The 17,685-nt window shown below is 72.0% G+C and carries 13 protein-coding genes; 6 read left to right on the forward strand and 7 right to left on the reverse strand.

All coding sequences use genetic code 11. From position 1 onward, the window contains the following. Positions 1-62: 62 nt before the first annotated feature. From G412_RS0107490 to G412_RS0107505, 4 genes are all read right to left on the reverse strand, one after another. Complete coding sequence (locus tag G412_RS0107490) at positions 63-980, reverse strand: serine hydrolase (RefSeq protein ID WP_028811545.1); 918 nt, start codon at positions 978-980, stop codon at positions 63-65. A 107-nt stretch (positions 981-1,087) separates the two neighbouring features. Next, positions 1,088-2,770 carry a thiamine pyrophosphate-binding protein gene (locus G412_RS0107495; RefSeq protein WP_028811546.1) on the reverse strand — a complete coding sequence of 561 codons (1,683 nt, stop codon included), beginning with the start codon at positions 2,768-2,770 and terminating at the stop codon, positions 1,088-1,090. 334 nt (positions 2,771-3,104) lie between these two features. Then, positions 3,105-4,100 (reverse strand): agmatinase, encoded by a 996-nt coding sequence (speB, locus tag G412_RS0107500; protein WP_028811547.1) that lies wholly within the window; start codon positions 4,098-4,100, stop codon positions 3,105-3,107. Between the two features lie 42 nt (positions 4,101-4,142). Next, positions 4,143-5,624, reverse strand: a complete 1,482-nt coding sequence (locus G412_RS0107505; RefSeq protein WP_028811548.1) for a sodium:solute symporter family protein — start codon at positions 5,622-5,624, stop codon at positions 4,143-4,145. 184 nt (positions 5,625-5,808) lie between these two features. Here G412_RS0107505 and G412_RS0107510 point away from each other — a divergent pair, with 184 nt between their 5' ends. The 3 genes from G412_RS0107510 to tesB all read left to right on the forward strand — a co-directional run bounded on the left by G412_RS0107510 (position 5,809) and on the right by tesB (position 9,705). Then, entirely contained in the window at positions 5,809-7,482 is a 1,674-nt protein-coding gene (locus tag G412_RS0107510) for a PucR family transcriptional regulator (protein WP_244282876.1), read from the forward strand. 161 nt (positions 7,483-7,643) lie between these two features. Beyond that, positions 7,644-8,801: an acyl-CoA dehydrogenase family protein gene (locus G412_RS0107515; RefSeq protein WP_028811550.1), complete on the forward strand. Its 1,158-nt coding sequence runs from the start codon at positions 7,644-7,646 to the stop codon at positions 8,799-8,801. Positions 8,802-8,832: 31 nt separating this feature from the next. Next, complete coding sequence (gene tesB / locus G412_RS0107520) at positions 8,833-9,705, forward strand: acyl-CoA thioesterase II (RefSeq protein ID WP_028811551.1); 873 nt, start codon at positions 8,833-8,835, stop codon at positions 9,703-9,705. A 20-nt stretch (positions 9,706-9,725) separates the two neighbouring features. Here the strand turns inward: tesB and G412_RS0107525 are convergent, their stop codons facing one another. The 3 genes from G412_RS0107525 to G412_RS0107535 form a co-directional block, all read right to left on the reverse strand. After that, entirely contained in the window at positions 9,726-10,526 is an 801-nt protein-coding gene (locus G412_RS0107525) for a phosphatase (RefSeq protein ID WP_028811552.1), read from the reverse strand. A 263-nt stretch (positions 10,527-10,789) separates the two neighbouring features. Beyond that, positions 10,790-11,410, reverse strand: coding sequence for an SACE_7040 family transcriptional regulator (locus G412_RS0107530; protein ID WP_028811553.1), 621 nt, complete (start codon positions 11,408-11,410; stop codon positions 10,790-10,792). Positions 11,411-11,432: 22 nt separating this feature from the next. After that, on the reverse strand, positions 11,433-12,662 hold the full coding sequence (locus G412_RS0107535) for a DUF418 domain-containing protein (protein WP_244282877.1): 1,230 nt from the start codon (positions 12,660-12,662) through the stop codon (positions 11,433-11,435). Positions 12,663-12,831: 169 nt separating this feature from the next. Here G412_RS0107535 and G412_RS0107540 point away from each other — a divergent pair, with 169 nt between their 5' ends. The 3 genes from G412_RS0107540 to G412_RS0107550 are packed head-to-tail and all read left to right on the forward strand — an operon-like array spanning position 12,832 to position 17,685. Then, positions 12,832-14,448, forward strand: coding sequence for a carboxyl transferase domain-containing protein (locus tag G412_RS0107540; RefSeq protein ID WP_028811555.1), 1,617 nt, complete (start codon positions 12,832-12,834; stop codon positions 14,446-14,448). A gap of 40 nt (positions 14,449-14,488) precedes the next feature. Continuing rightward, entirely contained in the window at positions 14,489-16,738 is a 2,250-nt protein-coding gene (locus tag G412_RS0107545) for an ATP-binding protein (RefSeq protein ID WP_028811556.1), read from the forward strand. Then, positions 16,735-17,685 carry a hydroxymethylglutaryl-CoA lyase gene (locus G412_RS0107550; RefSeq protein ID WP_028811557.1) on the forward strand — a complete coding sequence of 317 codons (951 nt, stop codon included), beginning with the start codon at positions 16,735-16,737 and terminating at the stop codon, positions 17,683-17,685. The genes G412_RS0107545 and G412_RS0107550 overlap by 4 nt, the downstream gene beginning before the upstream one ends.

Genomic DNA, 17,685 nt, shown 5'->3' on the forward strand with positions numbered 1-17,685 from the left:
AGGACTCCTGGGACCAGAGACCCGTTCGGCGGGCTTCAGGGGGGCGGCCGCCCGCCGCCCGGTCAGGACTCCGGCACCGCCGGGATCGCCTCGCGCGGGGTTTGCGTGGGGGCGTACATGGTGGAGGGGGAGGCCGTCGGGTTGAGGGCCTTGTGGATGGCGCGGGACACGGCCTGGATGGTGTTCACGCCGTCGTTCATGGTGGCGTTGTCGTACGTGAGCACGGTTATCGTGTAGTCGTGGCCGCGGCCCGTGAAGGCGCCGATGGAGTGCACCCGCCAGCCGTGCGTGGAGCGGGGCAGCCAGCCGTTCTTGACGTGGATCTTGGCGGAGGACGGGGCGCCGGCGGGCGTGCCCCAGCGCTGGGAGGCGATGACCTTGCCCATGAGACCGAGGGTGTACGCGCGCGAGTTGTCGCTCAGGACGGTGTTCTTCGCGGTGAGCAGCGCGAGCAGCTTCTGCTCGTCGCGCGCGGTGATCTGGGTCAGGCCCCAGTAGCCGCCGGTGCCGGGGATGGTGTCGGTCATCCTGGCGGCCGCCAGGAAGCCCTTGATCTTCGTCATGCCGAGCTGGCGCCACAGGGTGCTGGTCGCGTTGTTGTCCGACTTGGTGATCATGTCGGTGGCGAGCCTCGTCTCACGCGCCGTCAGGTAGCGGTTGGTCTTCTTGGCGTCCCACAGCAGCGCGGCGAGGACGGTCACCTTGACGACGCTCGCGGAGTCGTACTTCTGCGTGGCGCGCAGGGTGCAGGTGGTCCGGGTGGTGCGGTCGTACAGCGATATCGCGGTCGTGGACTTCCGTCCCCTGAGCGCCGCGGTGATGTCGTTGACCAGCTTGGCCGCGAGCCCCGCCTTCTGCGAGGTGCAGACCACCGTCGGCGCGGTGGCGGCAGCGGCGGGCGCCGCGGCGACGAGCGGCGCGAGCACGCCCCCGGCGAGTGCGGCGGCGGTCGCGGCGCGGGCTATTCGGCTGTGCGTCATGGTGTGGTGTCCCCGTCCCCTTGTGTTTCTGCTTCAAATGAGACCCACGAGGGGCGGAAAGGTTGTACGGGACTCGCGGGCCCGCGCCGCCGCGCGGGCTCAGAGGCTCACAGGTGCGTCGGGGCGAACATCCGGAGCAGGGCCGGGAGTACGAGCACCGAAGGGCCGGGGGAGGCAAGGGACTTGGACAGGTCCTCGGCCAGGGTCTCCGGGGTGGTGCGCGTGGCCGGTACGCCGAAGGACTCCGCCAGGGCTACGAAGTCCGGGCGGGCGAGTTCCGTGCCGGTGGCCTCGTCGAAGGCGTCGGTCATGTACTCGCGCAGGATGCCGTAACCGCCGTCGTCCACGATCAGCCAGGTCACCGGGAGGTTGTGCTGGCGCGCGGTGGCGAGTTCCGCGATGGAGTACATCGCGCCGCCGTCGCCGGAGACCGCCAGTACCGGACGCGTACGGTCCGCCGCCGCCGCGCCGAGTGCCGCCGGGAAGCCGTAGCCGAGGCCGCCCGCGCCCTGCGCCGAGTGCATGGTGTTGGGGTGGCGGGGGTCGAACGCCGACCAGGCCCAGTAGGCGAGGATCGTCATGTCCCAGAAGCTGGGGGAGGTGGCGGGGAGCGCCTCGCGAATCGATGCGAGCAGTTGCTGCTCCAGGGGCAGGTCCTGGGACGCGATGCGTGCCCGTACCTTCGCCAGGACCTCACTCACGTGCTCGCGCGCCCGCTCGTCCGCGCGGTCCTCCGCCGTCTCCAGCAGCGCCGAGAGCGCCAGGCGGGCGTCCGCGTGGATGCCGAGCGCCGGGTGGTTGGACTCCAGCTTGCCGAGGTCGGCATCGATCTGGATGATCCGGCCGCGCGGGCTGAACGTGTGGTAGTTCGAGGAGAGTTCCCCCAGGCCCGAGCCGACGACGAGGAGTACGTCGGCGTCCTCCAGGAAGTCCGTCGTGTGGCGGTCCTCCAGCCAGGACTGGAGGGAGAGCGGATGCGTCCACGGGAACGCGCCCTTGCCACCGAACGTCGTGACGACCGGGGCGTTCAGCTTCTCCGCGAGCGCGAGCAGCTTTCCGGAGGCGTCGGACCGTACGACACCGCCGCCCGCGATGATCGCCGGACGGGCGGCCGTCGACAGCAAGTGGGCTGCCACGGCTGCCAGTTCGGGACGTGGGGGCAGTTCGCGGGGAGTCGCGTCCATCGCCGTGACGACGGGGAGGGTCGTCTCCGCGAGGAGTACGTCCTGGGGGATCTCGATCCAGACGGGGCCGTGCGGGGCCGTCAGGGCCGACTCCCACGCCTGGGCGATCGCCGACGGGATCTGCGACGCCGTACGGACCGTGTGGACCGACTTCACGATGTCGCGGAACGACGCCTTCTGGTCGCGGAGTTCGTGCAGGTAGCCGTGGCGGCCGCCGCCGATGCCGGCCGACGGGACCTGGCTGCTGATCGCGAGGACGGGGGCCGACGCCGCCGCCGCCTCCTGGAGCGCGGCGAGGGAGGTGAGGGCCCCCGGCCCGGTGGACAGGAGCAGCGGGGCCGCCTCCCCGGTGATCCGGCCGTACGCGTCGGCGGCGAAGCCCGCGTTGTTCTCGACGCGCAGGCCGACGTACGAGAGGGAGGAGCGCCGCAGTGCGTCGAACATGCCGAGCGCGTGCTGGCCCGGCAGCCCGAAGACCGTGGTCGCGCCGAGGCCGGTCAGGGTCTCGACGACGAGGTCGCCGCCGTTGCGGCCGGGGGGCGGGTTCAGCGCGGCCGTCGTCTGCGCGGCGGTGGGCCGCAGCACCAGGTCGTGGTCGTGGGTCACGTGGCGTCCTTTCGATCTTGCGCCCGAGAGGGGCGACCACCGGGCCGTACGGGGCCGGTGGGGCCGCGGGGCCGCACGGGCCAGTGTGGCCGACCCGGTGCAGCCCACGGGTCGGTGGGGCCACACGGGCCGGTGGGGCCACACGGGCGGGTGCGGCCACACGGTCGGGTGCCGCTGAGCCGTGGGTGGCGCTCGCGAGCACGCCCGACGGTCCGGCGGCGGTGCTGGGTGCCGGCGCGTGGGCCGTGGATGGCGGTCCGGCCGGCCGGCCGCCGAGGTGCCGCGGACCGTGGGCGGTGCCGGCAAGCACGCCCGACGGTCCGGCGGCGGGGGGTTACTTCGCGGACTGCTCCGCGCCGGAGGCGCGCTGCGCCGCGATCTGGCGGGACATGATCGTCGTCAGCTCGTACGCCGTGTGGGAGGCCGCGACGGAGGTGATCTCCGCGTGGTCGTACGCCGGGGCGACCTCGACGACATCCGCCGAGACGAGGTTGCAGGAGGACAGGCCGCGCAGGATCTCCAGCAGCTCGCGGGAGGTCATGCCGCCCGCCTCCGGCGTGCCGGTGCCGGGCGCGTGGGCCGGGTCCAGGCAGTCGATGTCGATGGAGATGTACAGCGGGCGGTCGCCGATGCGCTGGCGGAGCTGGTCGGCGACCTCGTCGGCGCCGCGCCGGTAGACGTCGGACGACGTGACGATGCCGAAGCCCATCTTCTCGTCGTCGGTCAGGTCCTGCTTGCCGTAGAGGGGACCGCGGATACCGACGTGGGAGAGCGCCTCGGTGTCGAGGATGCCCTCCTCGACGGCCCGGCGGAACGGCGTGCCGTGGGTGTACTCCGCGCCGAAGTACGTGTCCCACGTGTCCAGGTGCGCGTCGAAGTGGAGCAGCGCGACCGGGCCGTGCTTCTTCGCGACCGAGCGCAGGAGGGGAAGGGCGATGGTGTGGTCGCCGCCGAGGGTCATCATGCGGGCGCCGGAGCCGATGAGGTCGTCGGCCGCGGCCTCGATCGTCTCGACGGCCTCGTTGATGTTGAACGGGTTGGCGGCGATGTCACCGGCGTCCGCGACCTGCGCGAGCGCGAAGGGCGACGCGTCCTGCGCCGGGTTGTACGGGCGCAGGAGGCGCGAGGCCTCGCGGATCGCGTTGCCGCCGAAGCGCGCGCCGGGGCGGTAGGAGACCCCGGAGTCGAAGGGCACGCCGACGACGGCGACATCGGCGGTGCCGACCTCGTCGAGACGGGGCAGCCGCGCGAACGTCGCCGGGCCCGCGTACCGCGGGATGCGGGAGGAGTCGACGGGGCCGCGGAACTGCTGCTCGCTGCTGCTGCTCATGTGAATTGCCTTCTTTCCTACGCTTCGTTGCGTTATCTGACTTTAGCCCGCCGTGGGTACGGACTCGGACGCGGCCCGGTGCTCGGGCTCGGCGCCCCGCCCTGCCAGCCGCTCGCGCCACGCGGCCAGGACGGCCGCGTCGGTCGGGCGGGTGGCGAGGCTGACGGCGACGTACGCCGCGAGTGACAGCAACAGGCCGTAGTAGACGGGCTCGTTGGCGAGGATTCCGTACCACCACATCAGGCCGAGAACCCCGACGCCGCCGACGCTGACGGACGCCAGGGCGCCGTACACCGTGCCGCGCTTCCAGAGCAGGCCGCCGAGGATCGGCACCAAGAGGCCGCCGACCAGCAGGTTGTAGGCGACGGTGAGCGCCTCGACGACGTTGTTCAGGGCGATGGCGATACAGACGACGGCGATGCCCATGATCAGGATGAAGACGCGGTTGCCGCGCACCTCGTCGTGGGGTTGGCCGTTCTTCTCGCGGGAGATCACGCCGCGCAGCCGCGACCAGATGTCGTTGTTGGCGACGGTGGCGCAGGCGATCAGCGCGCCGGACGAGGTCGACATCACGGCCGCCAGCGCCGCCGCGAGCACCAGGCCGCGTACGCCCATGGGCAGCTCGTCCCTGACGATCGTCGCGAAGGCGTCGTCCGCGTGGGCGAGGTCGGGGTAGAGGACCTTGGCCGCGGTGCCGATGATGGCGCCGGCGAGGGCGTAGACCAGGCAGTACGTACCGGCGACCGTGCCGCCGTAGCGGGCGACCTTGTCGCTGCGGGCGGTGAAGACGCGCTGCCAGATGTCCTGGCCGATGAGCATGCCGAACGTGTAGATCAGCACGTACGTGAAGATCGTCTCGCCGCCGATGCCGAGCGGGTCGAAGTATTCGGTGGGCAGTTGCGCCTTCATCTCGCTGAAGCCGCCGGCCTTGACGACCGCGATCGGCAGGAGCAGGAGCAGCACGCCGATCGTCTTGACGACGAACTGCACCATGTCGGTCAGCGTGATCGACCACATGCCGCCGAGCGTCGAGTATGCGACGACGATGGTGCCGCCGAGGATGATCGACAGCGAGCGGTCCATGTCGAAGATGACGTCGAAGATCGTGGCGTACGCGATGGTCGACGTGACGGCGAGCATGAGCGTGTACGCCCACATGACGACGCCCGAGATGATGCCGGCTCGACCCCCGCCGTAACGGAGGTCGAGCATCTCGCTGACCGTGTAGACCTTCAGGCGGGCGATGCGCGCGGAGAAGAAGATGCTGAGGGCGAGGAGTCCGAGGCCGATGGTGAAGACCATCCAGGCGCCGGAGAGACCGTACTGGTAGCCGAGGCCGACGCCGCCGATGGTGGAGGCGCCGCCGAGGACGATGGCGGCCATCGTGCCGGAGTACATGCCGGGCCCGAGGCGGCGGCCGGCCACCAGGAACTCGCTCTTGGACTTGGCGCGGCGCATGCCCCACCAGCCCATGGCGAGCATTCCGGCCAGGTATATGACGATCACCGCGTAGTCGACGGCCATGGGCCATCCTCCTTCGAGCACCTCAGTGGCGTGTCGTGCAGGGAGTACAGGGGATCGGTGGCTCTTGTGCGGGGACATCCGCCCGTACCCGCGGCCGCCGGCTCGCTCGACATTAAGTGGCTGGAAGGCGACGCTGAAGTGTACGTTTCATCCACTTCGCCGACCTCAGATGGATGGACCATCCATGCCGGACGCCCTGGCCCCCTCTCCCGCCCCTTCGGCCCCTCCCACCCCACCGGTTTCGCTGGCGGCGTTGCTGGCGCGGGAGGAGCTGGGCCTGCGCCGGATCGCGGGGCCCGAGGACGCGGATCTGCACTGGGTGCATACGTCGGAAATGGGCGACCCGTACCCGTACCTGCTCGGCGGTGAGCTTCTCCTGACGGCGGGGGTCCAGCTGACGGACCCCGACCACTACGTCTCGCGGGTGGTGGCGGCGGGGGCGGCGGCGCTCGGCTTCGGTGTCGCGCCGGTGTACGACACGGTGCCGCCGGCCCTGGTGGCGGCCTGCGAGCGGTACGGGCTGCCGCTGGTGGAGGTGCCGCCGCCGACCACGTTCACGGCGATCGCCCGCGCGGTGTGGCGGCTGATGGCGGAGGCCCGCCACCGCGAGCTGCGGCGCGTCGCGCAGGCGCAGCAGGGCCTGGCCACGGCGGCGGCCCGGCCCGACCCGGTCCCGGCGGTGCTGCGGCAGCTGACCGCGCGGCTCGACGGGGCGTGGGCGGTGCTGCTGTCGGCGGAGGGGGCGCCGCTGGCCACGGCGGGGCGTCCGCCGTCGCCGGAAGCGCACGCGGCCCTGACCCGGCTCGCTCGCGTGGTCAACCCGCCGCAGCCGGAGCCGGCCGCGAGCGAGGCCGCCGCACCCGGCACCGCACCCACCGGCACGACCACGCCGGCGACCGGGCCCGCGCCCAGGTCTACACCCGCGACCGCGACCGGGGCCGCGCCCAAGACCACACCCGCACCTGCAACCGCGCCCGGCCCCACCCCCAGGACCACACCCACCCCCACGACCACGCCCGCCCCCAGGACCACCCCCGCATCCGCCACCGACACCGCCGGCGGCAGCCATCTCGCCGCCTATGCCCTCGCCGGCGGCCAGCGGCTCGTGCTCGGGGTGGCCTCGGACCGGCGCGAGGCCGGCGACCACACCATCGCGGGCGTCGCCGTCGTACTCCTGTCGCTGCTCACCACGCCGCATCAGGGGGCCGCGGAATCCGCCCGCGCCGCCGCGCTGGTGCGGCTGCTGCTCGGGGCGGACGCGGCCGAGGTGGCGCCGCTGCTCGGCGCGGGCGGGTGGACCGTGGTGCACGCCCGGCCGGTGGCCACCCCCGCCGGGCCCGATCCGCTGGCCGCCGCGGCGCTCGGCGCGGCCCTCGGCAGCGCGCTGGTGGACGCGACGGAGGAAGGGGTCGTACGGGTACTGCTCGCGGGCGACGCCCGCGAGATCGAGCCGCAGCCCGGCTGGACCCTCGGCGTCAGCTCCCCCGTACCCGCGTCCGACCTGCCCACCGCCGACCTCCGCGCCGAACGCGCCGTACGCCGGGCCGAGGCCACCCGCAGCCCCCTCGTGCGCGACCGGGCCGAGACGGGCGAGGGGCTCGCCTCGCTGATCACCCCGGACGAGGCCCGGGCCCACGCCCGCGTACAGCTCGCGCCGATCGCCGACTCCCCCGCCCTCACCGCCACCCTGCGCACCTGGCTCTCGCTGCACGGGAGCTGGGACCGTACGGCCGTCGCGCTCGACGTCCACCGCAACACGGTCCGCCAGCGCATCGCCCGCTGCGCGACCCTCCTCGACGCCGACCTGGACGACGCGGACGTACGGATGGACCTGTGGTTCGCGCTGCGCTGGCTGTGACGCGTACGACCGCCCCGGAGCCTGGACAGCGCTGGTGACCAACCGGTAACTTCGGGCTGAGCAAGCGCTTAGAACAGCAGCGTCAATTGAGCAACCCAAACGGCGAGCAACCACCTCCGCGAGAGCGGCGGCGGTTTAGCCGCAAAGGAAGGGGGCGTCCCGTGCGCCGGACCGTATTCAACGAGGACCACCAGGCGTTCCGGGAGACCATCCGCGCCTTCATCGAGGCCGAGGTCGTCCCCGTCTACGACGAGTGGTTCGCCGCCGGACAGGCGCCGCGCGACTTCTACTACAAGCTCGGTGAGCTGGGCGTCTTCGGTATCCGGGTCCCCGAGGAGTACGGCGGCGCGGGCATCGAGTCGCACAAGTACGAGGCCGTGATGTACGAGGAGACCGCGCGCGCGGGAGTCTCCTTCGGTGGCTCCGGGGTGCACGTGCTGCTCGGCCTGCCGTACATCGAGATGCTCGCCACCGACGAGCAGAAGAAGCGCTACCTGCCGAAGTTCGTGTCCGGCGAGGAGATGTGGGCGCTGGCGATGACCGAGCCGGGCACCGGCTCCGACGTCGCGGGCATGAAGACCACCGCCAAGCTCTCCGAGGACGGCACGCACTACGTCCTCAACGGCGCCAAGACCTTCATCACCGGCGGTGTGCACGCCGACCGCGTCATCGTGTGCGCCCGCACCTCCGCCCCGCGCGAGGACGACCGCCGCTTCGGCATCTCCCTGTTCGCCGTGGACACCCAGTCCGAGGGTTATTCGGTGGGCCGCAAGCTGGACAAGCTCGGTCTGAAGACCTCCGACACCGCCGAGCTGGCGTTCGTCGACGTGAAGGTCCCCGTCGACGACCTGCTCGGCGAGGAGAACAAGGGCTTCGGCTACCTGGGCAAGAACCTGGCCTCCGAGCGCTGGGGCATCGCCTTCGGCGCGTACGCGCAGGCCAAGGCCGCCATCCGGTTCGCCCAGCAGTACGTGCAGGAGCGCACGGTCTTCGGCAAGCCGGTGGCCGCCTTCCAGAACACCAAGTTCGAACTGGCCGGCTGCCAGGCCGAGGTGGACGCCGCCGAGGCCGTCGTCGACCGCGCCCTGGAGGCCCTGGACGCGGGCGAGCTGACCCCCGCCGAGGCCGCGTCCGCGAAGCTGTTCGCCACCGAGGTCGCGCACCGCGTCATCGACAAGTGCCTCCAGCTGCACGGCGGTTACGGCTTCATGAACGAGTACCCGATCGCCCGCCTGTACGCGGACAACCGCGTGAACCGCATCTACGGCGGCACCAGCGAGGTCATGAAGATGATCATCGCGAAGGACATGGGCCTGTAGGACCCACCCTGTCGACGTGTAGACATCCCTTATGCACAAGGAACTTGACGCCCTCCTCGATCTCCTCGACCTGGAGCAGATCGAGGAGGACATCTTCCGAGGCGTGAGCCGTTCGGCGATCATCCCCCGCGTGTTCGGCGGTCAGGTCGCCGCCCAGGCTCTCGTCGCGGCGGGCCGCACCGTCCCCGAAGACCGTCTCGCGCACTCCCTGCACGCGTACTTCCTGCGCGCGGGCGACCCGGGCGCGCCCATCGTCTACACCGTCGACCGCATCCGCGACGGCCGCTCCTTCACCACGCGCCGCGTCGTCGCCGTCCAGCACGGCCAGCCGGTATTCCATCTCTCCGCGTCCTTCCAGACGTACGAGGAGGGCATGGAGCACCAGGCGCCCATGCCACCCGCTCCGGACCCCGAGACGCTCCCGACGGCCGCCCAGATGCTGCCCAAGTACGCCGGCCACTTCCTCGACGCGGGCGTCGTCGACCGCATGCTCGAAGCCCGCGCGGCGGTCGATCTGCGGTACGTCGACGCACCGCCGTACGGCAGCATCGGCGAACCGCGCGAGCCGCGCTCGCAGGTCTGGTTCCGTACGAACGGCAAGCTCGCCGACGACCCGCTCCTGCACGTGTGCCTCGCCACGTACGTCTCCGACATGACGCTGCTCGACTCGGTGCTGCTCGCGCACGGGCGCGGCGGCTGGGCCACCGGCGATGTGGTCGGCGCGTCGCTCGACCACGCGATGTGGTTCCACCGGCCGTTCCGGGCCGACGAATGGCTGCTGTACGACCAGGAGTCGCCGTCCGCGTCGGGCGGGCGGGGCCTGGGGCAGGCCAGGATCTACACGCAGGACGGCCGGCTGGCGATCTCCGTCATCCAGGAGGGCGTGGTCCGCGTACCACGCTGACCGCTGCCTGCTGGTTTACGTCAGGAGGCCGAGCCGGCACCGTCCGACAGGCCGGCCGAGTCCAGCAGGTACGCCGTCATCGGGTCGTAGAAGCGCGGGTCGGTGACGTGGTCGTCGAGCGGGACGGTGACCTGGAGCGTGCCTTCCGCCTCTGCGATGAAGAGCGCCGGGTCGTTGCAGTCGGCGTATCCGACGGCGTCGATTCCGCGCTGTCCCGCGCAGCCCGCCCACCCGTGGTCCGCGACGACCAGGTCGGGCAGCGGCCGCCCCTCGTGCTCCATACCGTTGAGGATCGCCGCCATGGGCTCGGGCGAGTGCGTGTGCCAGAGCGTCGCGCCGCGCTCCAGCATCGCGACGTCCGCGAACTGGAACACCATGCCCTCGTCGGCCATGAGCCCGCCCGGAATGCGTACGATCTCGCAGCCGGCGCGGCGCAGCGCGTCCGCGGTCTGCCGGTGTACGTCGAGCAGCCCGCCCGGGTGCCCGGTCGCGAACAGCACCCGCTCCTTGCCCGCGGCGGCCTTGCGCAGCCGCGCCGCCATCCGCTCCAGCGCGTCGACCGTCAGCTCGGGGTCGATGGTGTCCTGGCCCATGCGGTGCTCGGGGTCGTCGTTGACGCCGCAGCGCTCCGCCATCACGGCGAGAACGTCCTGCTCGTCGGTCCAGCGGTCACCGAGTTCGAGACCGAGCCAGTAGTGGCGGTCGCCGTTCGCGAGCTTGCGGTAGTGGGAGAGGTTGTTGTCGCGGGGGGTGGCGACGTCACCGGCGATGCGGGTGCGGGCGAGGTGGTCGACAAGGGCGGCTCGGCTGGGTATCGGCATGAGCCCATTGTGCCGTCCGCCTCCGCCCCCCGTCCGGCAAAGCCACCGCAGCCTGCGAGGCAACCCCCGTCCGCCGAACTCGCCACCGCCCGGCAAATCCAGCCCATCCACCGAACTCACCGCCACCCGGCCGGCTCCCCGCCACCCGGCTGACTCACCGCCGCCCGGCAAATCCAGCCCGTCCACGAAACCCGCCACCGTCCGGCAAATCCAGCCCGTCCGGCGTTTGAGGACCGGGGCCCGGGGCGGAGCCCCGGCGGGGCTCAGGCCGCCGTCCGTGGCGCGAGGGCCGCGAACGCGCCGTGGGCCAGCCGGCGCAGCAGGCCCTCCATCGCCGCCCGCCCCGGCAGGCCGTTGCCGTACGCCCCCAGGTGCGGTGTCGAGTTGAGCAGCCCGAACACCGCGTGCACGGCCGACCGTGCCTCCGCCTCCGGTACGTCGGGGTTCAGCTCCCGTACGACGGTGACCCACAGCTCGACGTACTGCCGCTGGAGCTGACGCACCCGCTTGCGGTCGCTCTCCCTGAGCCGGTCCAGTTCGCGGTCGTGCAGGGTGATCAGCGGCCGGTCGTCGAGCGCGAAGTCGATGTGACCGTCGATGAGGGAGCCCAGGACGGCTGCCGGGCTGTCGGCGGACTCCGCGGCGGCGCGCTGCCTGCCGCCGTCCAGCAGCCGCTCGCTGATGCCGACGAGCAGCTCGGCGAGCATGGCGTCCTTGCCCGGGAAGTGGCGGTAGAGACCAGGGCCGCTGATGCCGACGGCGGCGCCTATCTCGTCGACGCCCACGCCGTGGAAGCCGCGCTCGGCAAAGAGGCGGGCGGCCTCCTTGAGGATCTGCTCGCGGCGGGTCGGGGCCGCGACGCGGGCGGCGGCGTTGGTGCTCATGACGCCATTCTAAACCGGCGTGTTAGCGCTCGTTAACCTGACGGGGGCGCTCGCGCAAGTGGGTGAACGCGCGCAGCACCCATTCCACGGGACCGAGCCGGTACCGCCGCATGAGCGGGCCACTGAGCGCGAGCTGCGCCGCGTACAGTACGAGCGCTATACAGACGGGGGCGGCGATGCCCAGGCGTCCGTACAGGCCGAGACCGTACCCGGTGAAGATCAGTGCCATGACCAGCGACTGGGTGAGGTAATGGGTCAGTGCCATGCGCCCGGCGGCTGCGAGCACCCCGGCGGCCCGCGCCCCGCCCGGCGTACCGAACCAGAGCAGCAGCCCGGCGACGTACGCCGCACTGAGTGCCGGTGCCACGACGACGCCGGTTATACCGGCGAGCAACTCCCAGCGGGGGGAGAGCGGGCCTGCGACGCCGGCGGCCGAGAAGGCGGTGGCGGGCACGCCCACGCACAGGCCGGCCACGAGGACGCGCCGCAGAGCGACCCGGCCGACGCGCGTGAGCCACTGCCGCTTGCCGGCCGAGAGCCCCAGCAGGAAGGCGGCGACGACGAAGCCGCTCATGGTGAACAGCGCGAGGACGGCGAACGGCAGCTCGCCCAGGTTCGCGCCGACGACGTCGGTGAAACCGCCCCGGTAGGCAGCGGTGAGTTCGGCGGCTTCGGCGGCCACGGCAGCCTGCGCGGCCCCGTCGTCGGGACCTGCCGGCGTGCCGAGCACGCCGAGCAGCAGCAGAAGCGAGCCGAAAACGCCCCACACCCAGAGCGCGGCGCGGTACGCCCCTTCGGGGGTGGCCCGGCGGGCGGCGAAGAGGATCAGGCCGAGCAGGGCATACGTCGTCAGGATGTCGCCGATGTAGAGGAACACCACGTGCAGGGCCCCGAGGACGAACAGCCCCAGCAGCCGCCGCATCGTCCGCGGCCCGAAGCGGGCGCCGGCGCGCTCGGCCGAGGCGGCCTGGAGGGTGAAGCTGTAGCCGAAGAGGAACGAGAAGAGCAGATAGAACTTGCCCTGCGCGAGGAAGTCGACCAGCCACAGGGTCACGGTGTCGGCGGTGGCGGGCGGACGGCCGCCCAGCAGGCCGTACGGGCCCGCCATGGTCAAGGTGTTGACCAGCAGGATGCCCAGGAGCGCGAAGCCGCGGAGGGCGTCGACCTCCAGGACGCGCTGTCGCGGCTGCGGCTGTATCGCCGTGTCCTGTATCGCCGCGCCGTGTATCGCCGTGTCCCGCAGTGTCGTCACAAGTCCCGTCCCCGTGTGTGGCCGGGTCAGATCCTGACACGTCCGGATCTTGAACACGTCATACCGAAGGAGGAATCCACAGCCCTGGACACGTCGGTTAGCGCTCGTTAACCTGAAAGGGCGTTAACGCTCACTAACATCACATCGACCGGGCAAGGGGGCTCAGGAGATGCGGCAGGCACCGGTGCTGACCAGCACCGCCGATCCGGCAGCCGAGACATGGCGGGCCAATGAAGCGGCCCACCAGGAGCTCGTGGAGGGGTTGCGCGGGCGGCTGGCCGCCGCGCGGCTCGGCGGCGGTGAGAAGGCCCGTGCCCGGCACACCGCGCGCGGCAAGCTGCTCCCCCGCGACCGTGTGGACACGCTCCTCGACCCCGGATCACCCTTCCTGGAGCTGGCTCCGCTGGCGGCCGAGGGGATGTACGGCGGGGCGGCGCCGGCCGCGGGAGTGATCGCCGGGATCGGGCGGGTGAGCGGCCGTGAGGTGGTGATCGTCGCCAATGACGCCACGGTCAAGGGCGGCACGTACTACCCGGTGACCGTCAAGAAGCACCTGCGCGCCCAGGAGGTGGCTCTGGAGAACCGCCTCCCCTGCCTGTACCTGGTGGACTCCGGCGGCGCCTTCCTCCCCATGCAGGACGAGGTCTTCCCGGACCGCGAGCACTTCGGGCGGATCTTCTACAACCAGGCCCGCATGTCGGGGGCAGGCATTCCGCAGATCGCGGCGGTGCTCGGCTCCTGCACGGCGGGCGGGGCGTACGTGCCCGCGATGAGCGACGAGGCCGTGATCGTGCGCAACCAGGGCACGATCTTCCTGGGCGGGCCGCCGCTGGTGAAGGCCGCGACGGGCGAGGTCGTCACGGCGGAGGAGCTGGGCGGCGGCGAGGTCCACTCCCGTACGTCGGGCGTCACGGACCACCTGGCGGAGGACGACGCCCACGCCCTGCGCATCGTGCGGAACATCGTGGCGACGCTCCCGGAGCGCGGCCCGCTGCCGTGGTCGGTCGAGCCCGTCGAGGAGCCCAAGGTCGATCCCGCCGGGCTGTACGGCGCGGTTCCGGTCGACTCCCGCACGCCCTACGACGTACGGGAAGTGATCGCCCGCACGGTCGACGGCTCACGCTTCCAGGAGTTCAAGGCGGAGTTCGGGCAGACGCTGGTCACCGGCTTCGCCCGGATCCACGGGCACCCGGTCGGCATCGTCGCGAACAACGGCATCCTGTTCTCCGAATCCGCCCAGAAGGGCGCGCACTTCATCGAGCTGTGCGACCAGCGCGGCATCCCCCTGCTCTTCCTCCAGAACATCTCGGGCTTCATGGTCGGCAGGGACTACGAAGCGGGCGGCATCGCCAAGCACGGCGCGAAGATGGTGACGGCGGTGGCGTGCACGCGCGTGCCCAAGCTGACGGTCGTCGTCGGCGGGTCGTACGGTGCGGGCAACTACTCGATGTGCGGCCGGGCGTACTCACCTCGCTTCCTGTGGATGTGGCCCAACGCGAAGATCTCCGTGATGGGCGGCGAGCAGGCGGCTTCGGTGCTGGCGACCGTCAAGCGCGACCAGCTCGAGGCGCGGGGCGAGGAGTGGCCCACCGCGGAGGAGGAGGCGTTCAAGGCGCCGATCCGCGAGCAGTACGAGGCCCAGGGCAACGCCTACTACGCGACGGCGCGGCTGTGGGACGACGGGGTGATCGACCCGCTGGAGACCCGGCAGGTCGTGGGCCTGGCCCTGACGGCCTGCGCCAACGCGCCCCTGGCCGAGCCCGCCTTCGGCGTCTTCCGGATGTGAGAGACAGATGACGGAGTTCCCGGTGGTTCCCATGGTTCGCATGTTCGACACCGTCCTGGTCGCCAACCGCGGCGAGATCGCGGTCCGCGTCATCCGCACGCTGCGGGAGCTGGGCGTGCGCTCGGTGGCCGTGTTCAGCGACGCGGACGCGGACGCCCGTCATGTACGGGAGGCGGACACGGCGGTCCGGATCGGCCCGGCAGCGGCGTCGGAGAGTTACCTCCGCACGGACCGCCTGCTGGAGGCCGCCGCCCGGACGGGTGCGCAGGCCGTCCACCCGGGTTACGGCTTCCTCGCCGAGAACGCCGCGTTCGCGCAGGCGTGCGCGGACGCGGGCCTCGCCTTCATCGGCCCTCCCTCCTCCGCCATAGCTCTTATGGGCGACAAGATCCGGGCGAAGGAGACGGTACGGGCGGCGGGCGTGCCGGTCGTTCCCGGCTCGTCCGGCAGCGGCCTGAGCGACGACGAACTGGCGGCGGCGGCACGGGAGATCGGCATGCCGGTCCTCCTGAAGCCCTCGGCGGGCGGCGGCGGCAAGGGCATGCGGCTGACACGGGTCGAGTCGGCGCTGGCCGACGAGATCGCGGCGGCGCGGCGTGAGGCGCGGGCGTCGTTCGGCGACGACACGCTGCTGGTGGAGCGGTGGATCGACCGCCCCCGGCACATCGAGATCCAGGTTCTGGCGGACGCCCACGGAAACGTGGTGCACCTCGGTGAGCGCGAATGCTCCCTCCAGCGCCGGCACCAGAAGATCATCGAGGAGGCGCCGTCGGTCCTCCTGGACGAGGCGACGCGCGCGGCGATGGGCGAGGCGGCGGTGCAGGCGGCACGCTCCTGCGGCTACCGGGGTGCGGGCACGGTGGAGTTCATCGTTCCGGGCAACGACCCGTCGGCGTACTACTTCATGGAGATGAACACCCGCCTCCAGGTGGAGCACCCGGTGACGGAGCTGATCACCGGCCTGGACCTGGTGGAGTGGCAGGTGAGGATCGCGGCCGGTGAGGAACTGCCCTTCACGCAGAAGGACATCACGCTCACGGGCCACGCGGTGGAGGCCCGTATCTGCGCGGAGACCGTGTCCGTCAAGGCGGGCTCCCGCGGGTTCTTCCCCTCGGGCGGCACGATCCTCGCCCTGAACGAGCCGCAGGGCGACGGCGTACGGACCGACTCGGGCCTCACGGAGGGCACGGAGGTGGGCAGCCTCTACGACCCCATGCTGTCCAAGGTCATCGCGTACGCCCCGGACCGGGCCACCGCCCTGCGCCGGCTGCGAGCGGCCCTCGCGGACACCGTCACCCTGGGCGTCCCGACGAACGCGGGCTTCCTGCGCCGCCTGCTGGCCCACCCGGACGTGGTCTCGGGCGCGCTCGACACGGGCCTGGTCGAACGCGAAGCGGACAGCCTGGTCCCGGACGGCGTGCCGCCGGAGGTATACGCGGCGGCGGCGCTGCTGCGGGCCGGGGAGACGGACGTCGCCGGCGAACCCCCGGCGTGGACGGACCCCTTCTCCGCCCGCACGGGCTGGCGCCTGGGCGGCGCCCCCGCCTGGACGGTGCACCACGCCCGCGTACCGGGCCACGAACCGGTGGCGATCCGCCTGCGCACCACGGCGACCGGCGTGGAACTCCAGCTCCCGGACCCGCATCCGACAGCCCCGGACCTGGCAACCGCCATCCCGCTGGAACCGGTGGCACCGAACGGCGCGCAGCTTTCGCCCGAAGGACCCGACGGCGCCGCCCCCGCGCCCCTCGCCGACGCGACCGACGCGGGCACGGGCGCAGCCCGCTCCGGGAGCGGCGGCGCGCAGCTGCCGCCTCGGGGGCCGGGGGGCTTGCCCCCGGTTTCGGAAAGGGGCGGGGCGGGGGAAGAAAAACTGCCCACCCGCGCGCGCCTGGTCACCACGGACGCCGACACCGTGACCATCGAACTGGCCGGCGTCACCCACACCTTCAGCCACGCGACCAGCGCCGAGGGCACCTGGCTGGGCCGGGACGGGGACGCCTGGCACGTCCAGGACCACGACCCCGTCGAGGCGAGCCTGACCGGCGGCGCCCGCTCCGGAGTCGACACCCTCGCCGCGCCCATGCCCGGCACCGTCACCGTGGTCAAGGTGGCCGTCGGAGACCACGTCGCCGCCGGGCAGAGCCTCCTCGTCGTCGAGGCCATGAAGATGGAACACGTCATCTCCGCCCCGCACGCCGGCACCGTCACCGAGCTCGACGTGACGCCGGGCTCCACCGTCGCCATGGACCAGGTCCTGGCCGTGGTCACCCCGCAGGAGGAGTCATGACCGCCGCCGGCCCCGAGGCACTGCCGATGCGCGTACCGGCGAACAACCTGCCGGCTCACGTACGCATCCATGAAGTCGGCGCCCGCGACGGCCTTCAGAACGAGAAGACCGTCGTACCGACCGAGGTGAAGGCCGAGTTCATCCACCGTCTGGCCGACGCCGGACTCACCACCGTCGAGGCGACCAGCTTCGTGCACCCCGCATGGGTGCCCCAGCTCGCGGATGCCGAGGAGCTGTTCCCTCTCCTGCGCGATGTGAACGCCGAGCTTCCCGTCCTCGTACCGAACTCCCGCGGCCTCGACCGCGCCCTCGCGCTCGGCGCCCGCCGGATCGCCGTGTTCGGGAGTGCGACCGAGACGTTCGCGAGCCGCAACCTCAACCGGACCGTCGACGAGTCGCTCGCCATGTTCGAGCCGGTCGTCGCCCGCGCACGGCAGGACAGGCTCCACGTACGCGGCTACCTCTCCATGTGCTTCGGCGACCCCTGGGAAGGGGCCGTCCCGATCCGGCAAGTGGTCAGGGTCGCCAAGGCGCTCCTCGACCTCGGGTGCGACGAACTGAGCCTCGGCGACACGATCGGCGTTGCCACCCCCGGCCACGCAGTGGCCCTGCTCACCGCCCTCAACGAGGCCGGAGTCCCCACCTCCGCGATCGGCGTGCACTTCCACGACACGTACGGCCAGGCCCTCGCCAACACCCTCGCCGCACTCCAGCAGGGCGTCACCACCGTGGACGCGTCCGCGGGCGGCCTCGGCGGCTGCCCGTATGCGAAGAGCGCCACCGGAAATCTCGCCACCGAAGACCTCGTGTGGATGCTCGACGGCCTCGGCATCGAAACCGGGGTCGACCTCGGCCGCCTCACCGCCACCAGCGCGTGGATGGCCGAACGGCTGGGCCGCCCCAGCCCCTCCCGCACCGTGCGTGCCCTGTCCCACAAGGAGTCGTAG

Origin of the sequence: Streptomyces flavidovirens DSM 40150, from assembly GCF_000429085.1 — a bacterium.
GTDB classification, from domain to species: Bacteria; Actinomycetota; Actinomycetes; order Streptomycetales; family Streptomycetaceae; genus Streptomyces; species Streptomyces flavidovirens.

Bases quoted from the DNA above. Each gene is read 5' to 3' on its own strand.
- G412_RS0107490 (WP_028811545.1), bottom strand. From the start codon at position 980: ATGACGCACAGCCGAATAGCCCGCGCCGCGACCGCCGCCGCACTCGCC.
- tesB (WP_028811551.1), top strand. From the start codon at position 8,833: ATGCACAAGGAACTTGACGCCCTCCTCGATCTCCTCGACCTGGAGCAG.
- G412_RS0107510 (WP_244282876.1), top strand. From the start codon at position 5,809: ATGCCGGACGCCCTGGCCCCCTCTCCCGCCCCTTCGGCCCCTCCCACC.
- G412_RS0107530 (WP_028811553.1), bottom strand. From the start codon at position 11,410: ATGAGCACCAACGCCGCCGCCCGCGTCGCGGCCCCGACCCGCCGCGAG.
- G412_RS0107550 (WP_028811557.1), top strand. From the start codon at position 16,735: ATGACCGCCGCCGGCCCCGAGGCACTGCCGATGCGCGTACCGGCGAAC.
- G412_RS0107540 (WP_028811555.1), top strand. From the start codon at position 12,832: ATGCGGCAGGCACCGGTGCTGACCAGCACCGCCGATCCGGCAGCCGAG.
- G412_RS0107525 (WP_028811552.1), bottom strand. From the start codon at position 10,526: ATGCCGATACCCAGCCGAGCCGCCCTTGTCGACCACCTCGCCCGCACC.
- speB (WP_028811547.1), bottom strand. From the start codon at position 4,100: ATGAGCAGCAGCAGCGAGCAGCAGTTCCGCGGCCCCGTCGACTCCTCC.
- G412_RS0107545 (WP_028811556.1), top strand. From the start codon at position 14,489: ATGTTCGACACCGTCCTGGTCGCCAACCGCGGCGAGATCGCGGTCCGC.
- G412_RS0107505 (WP_028811548.1), bottom strand. From the start codon at position 5,624: ATGGCCGTCGACTACGCGGTGATCGTCATATACCTGGCCGGAATGCTC.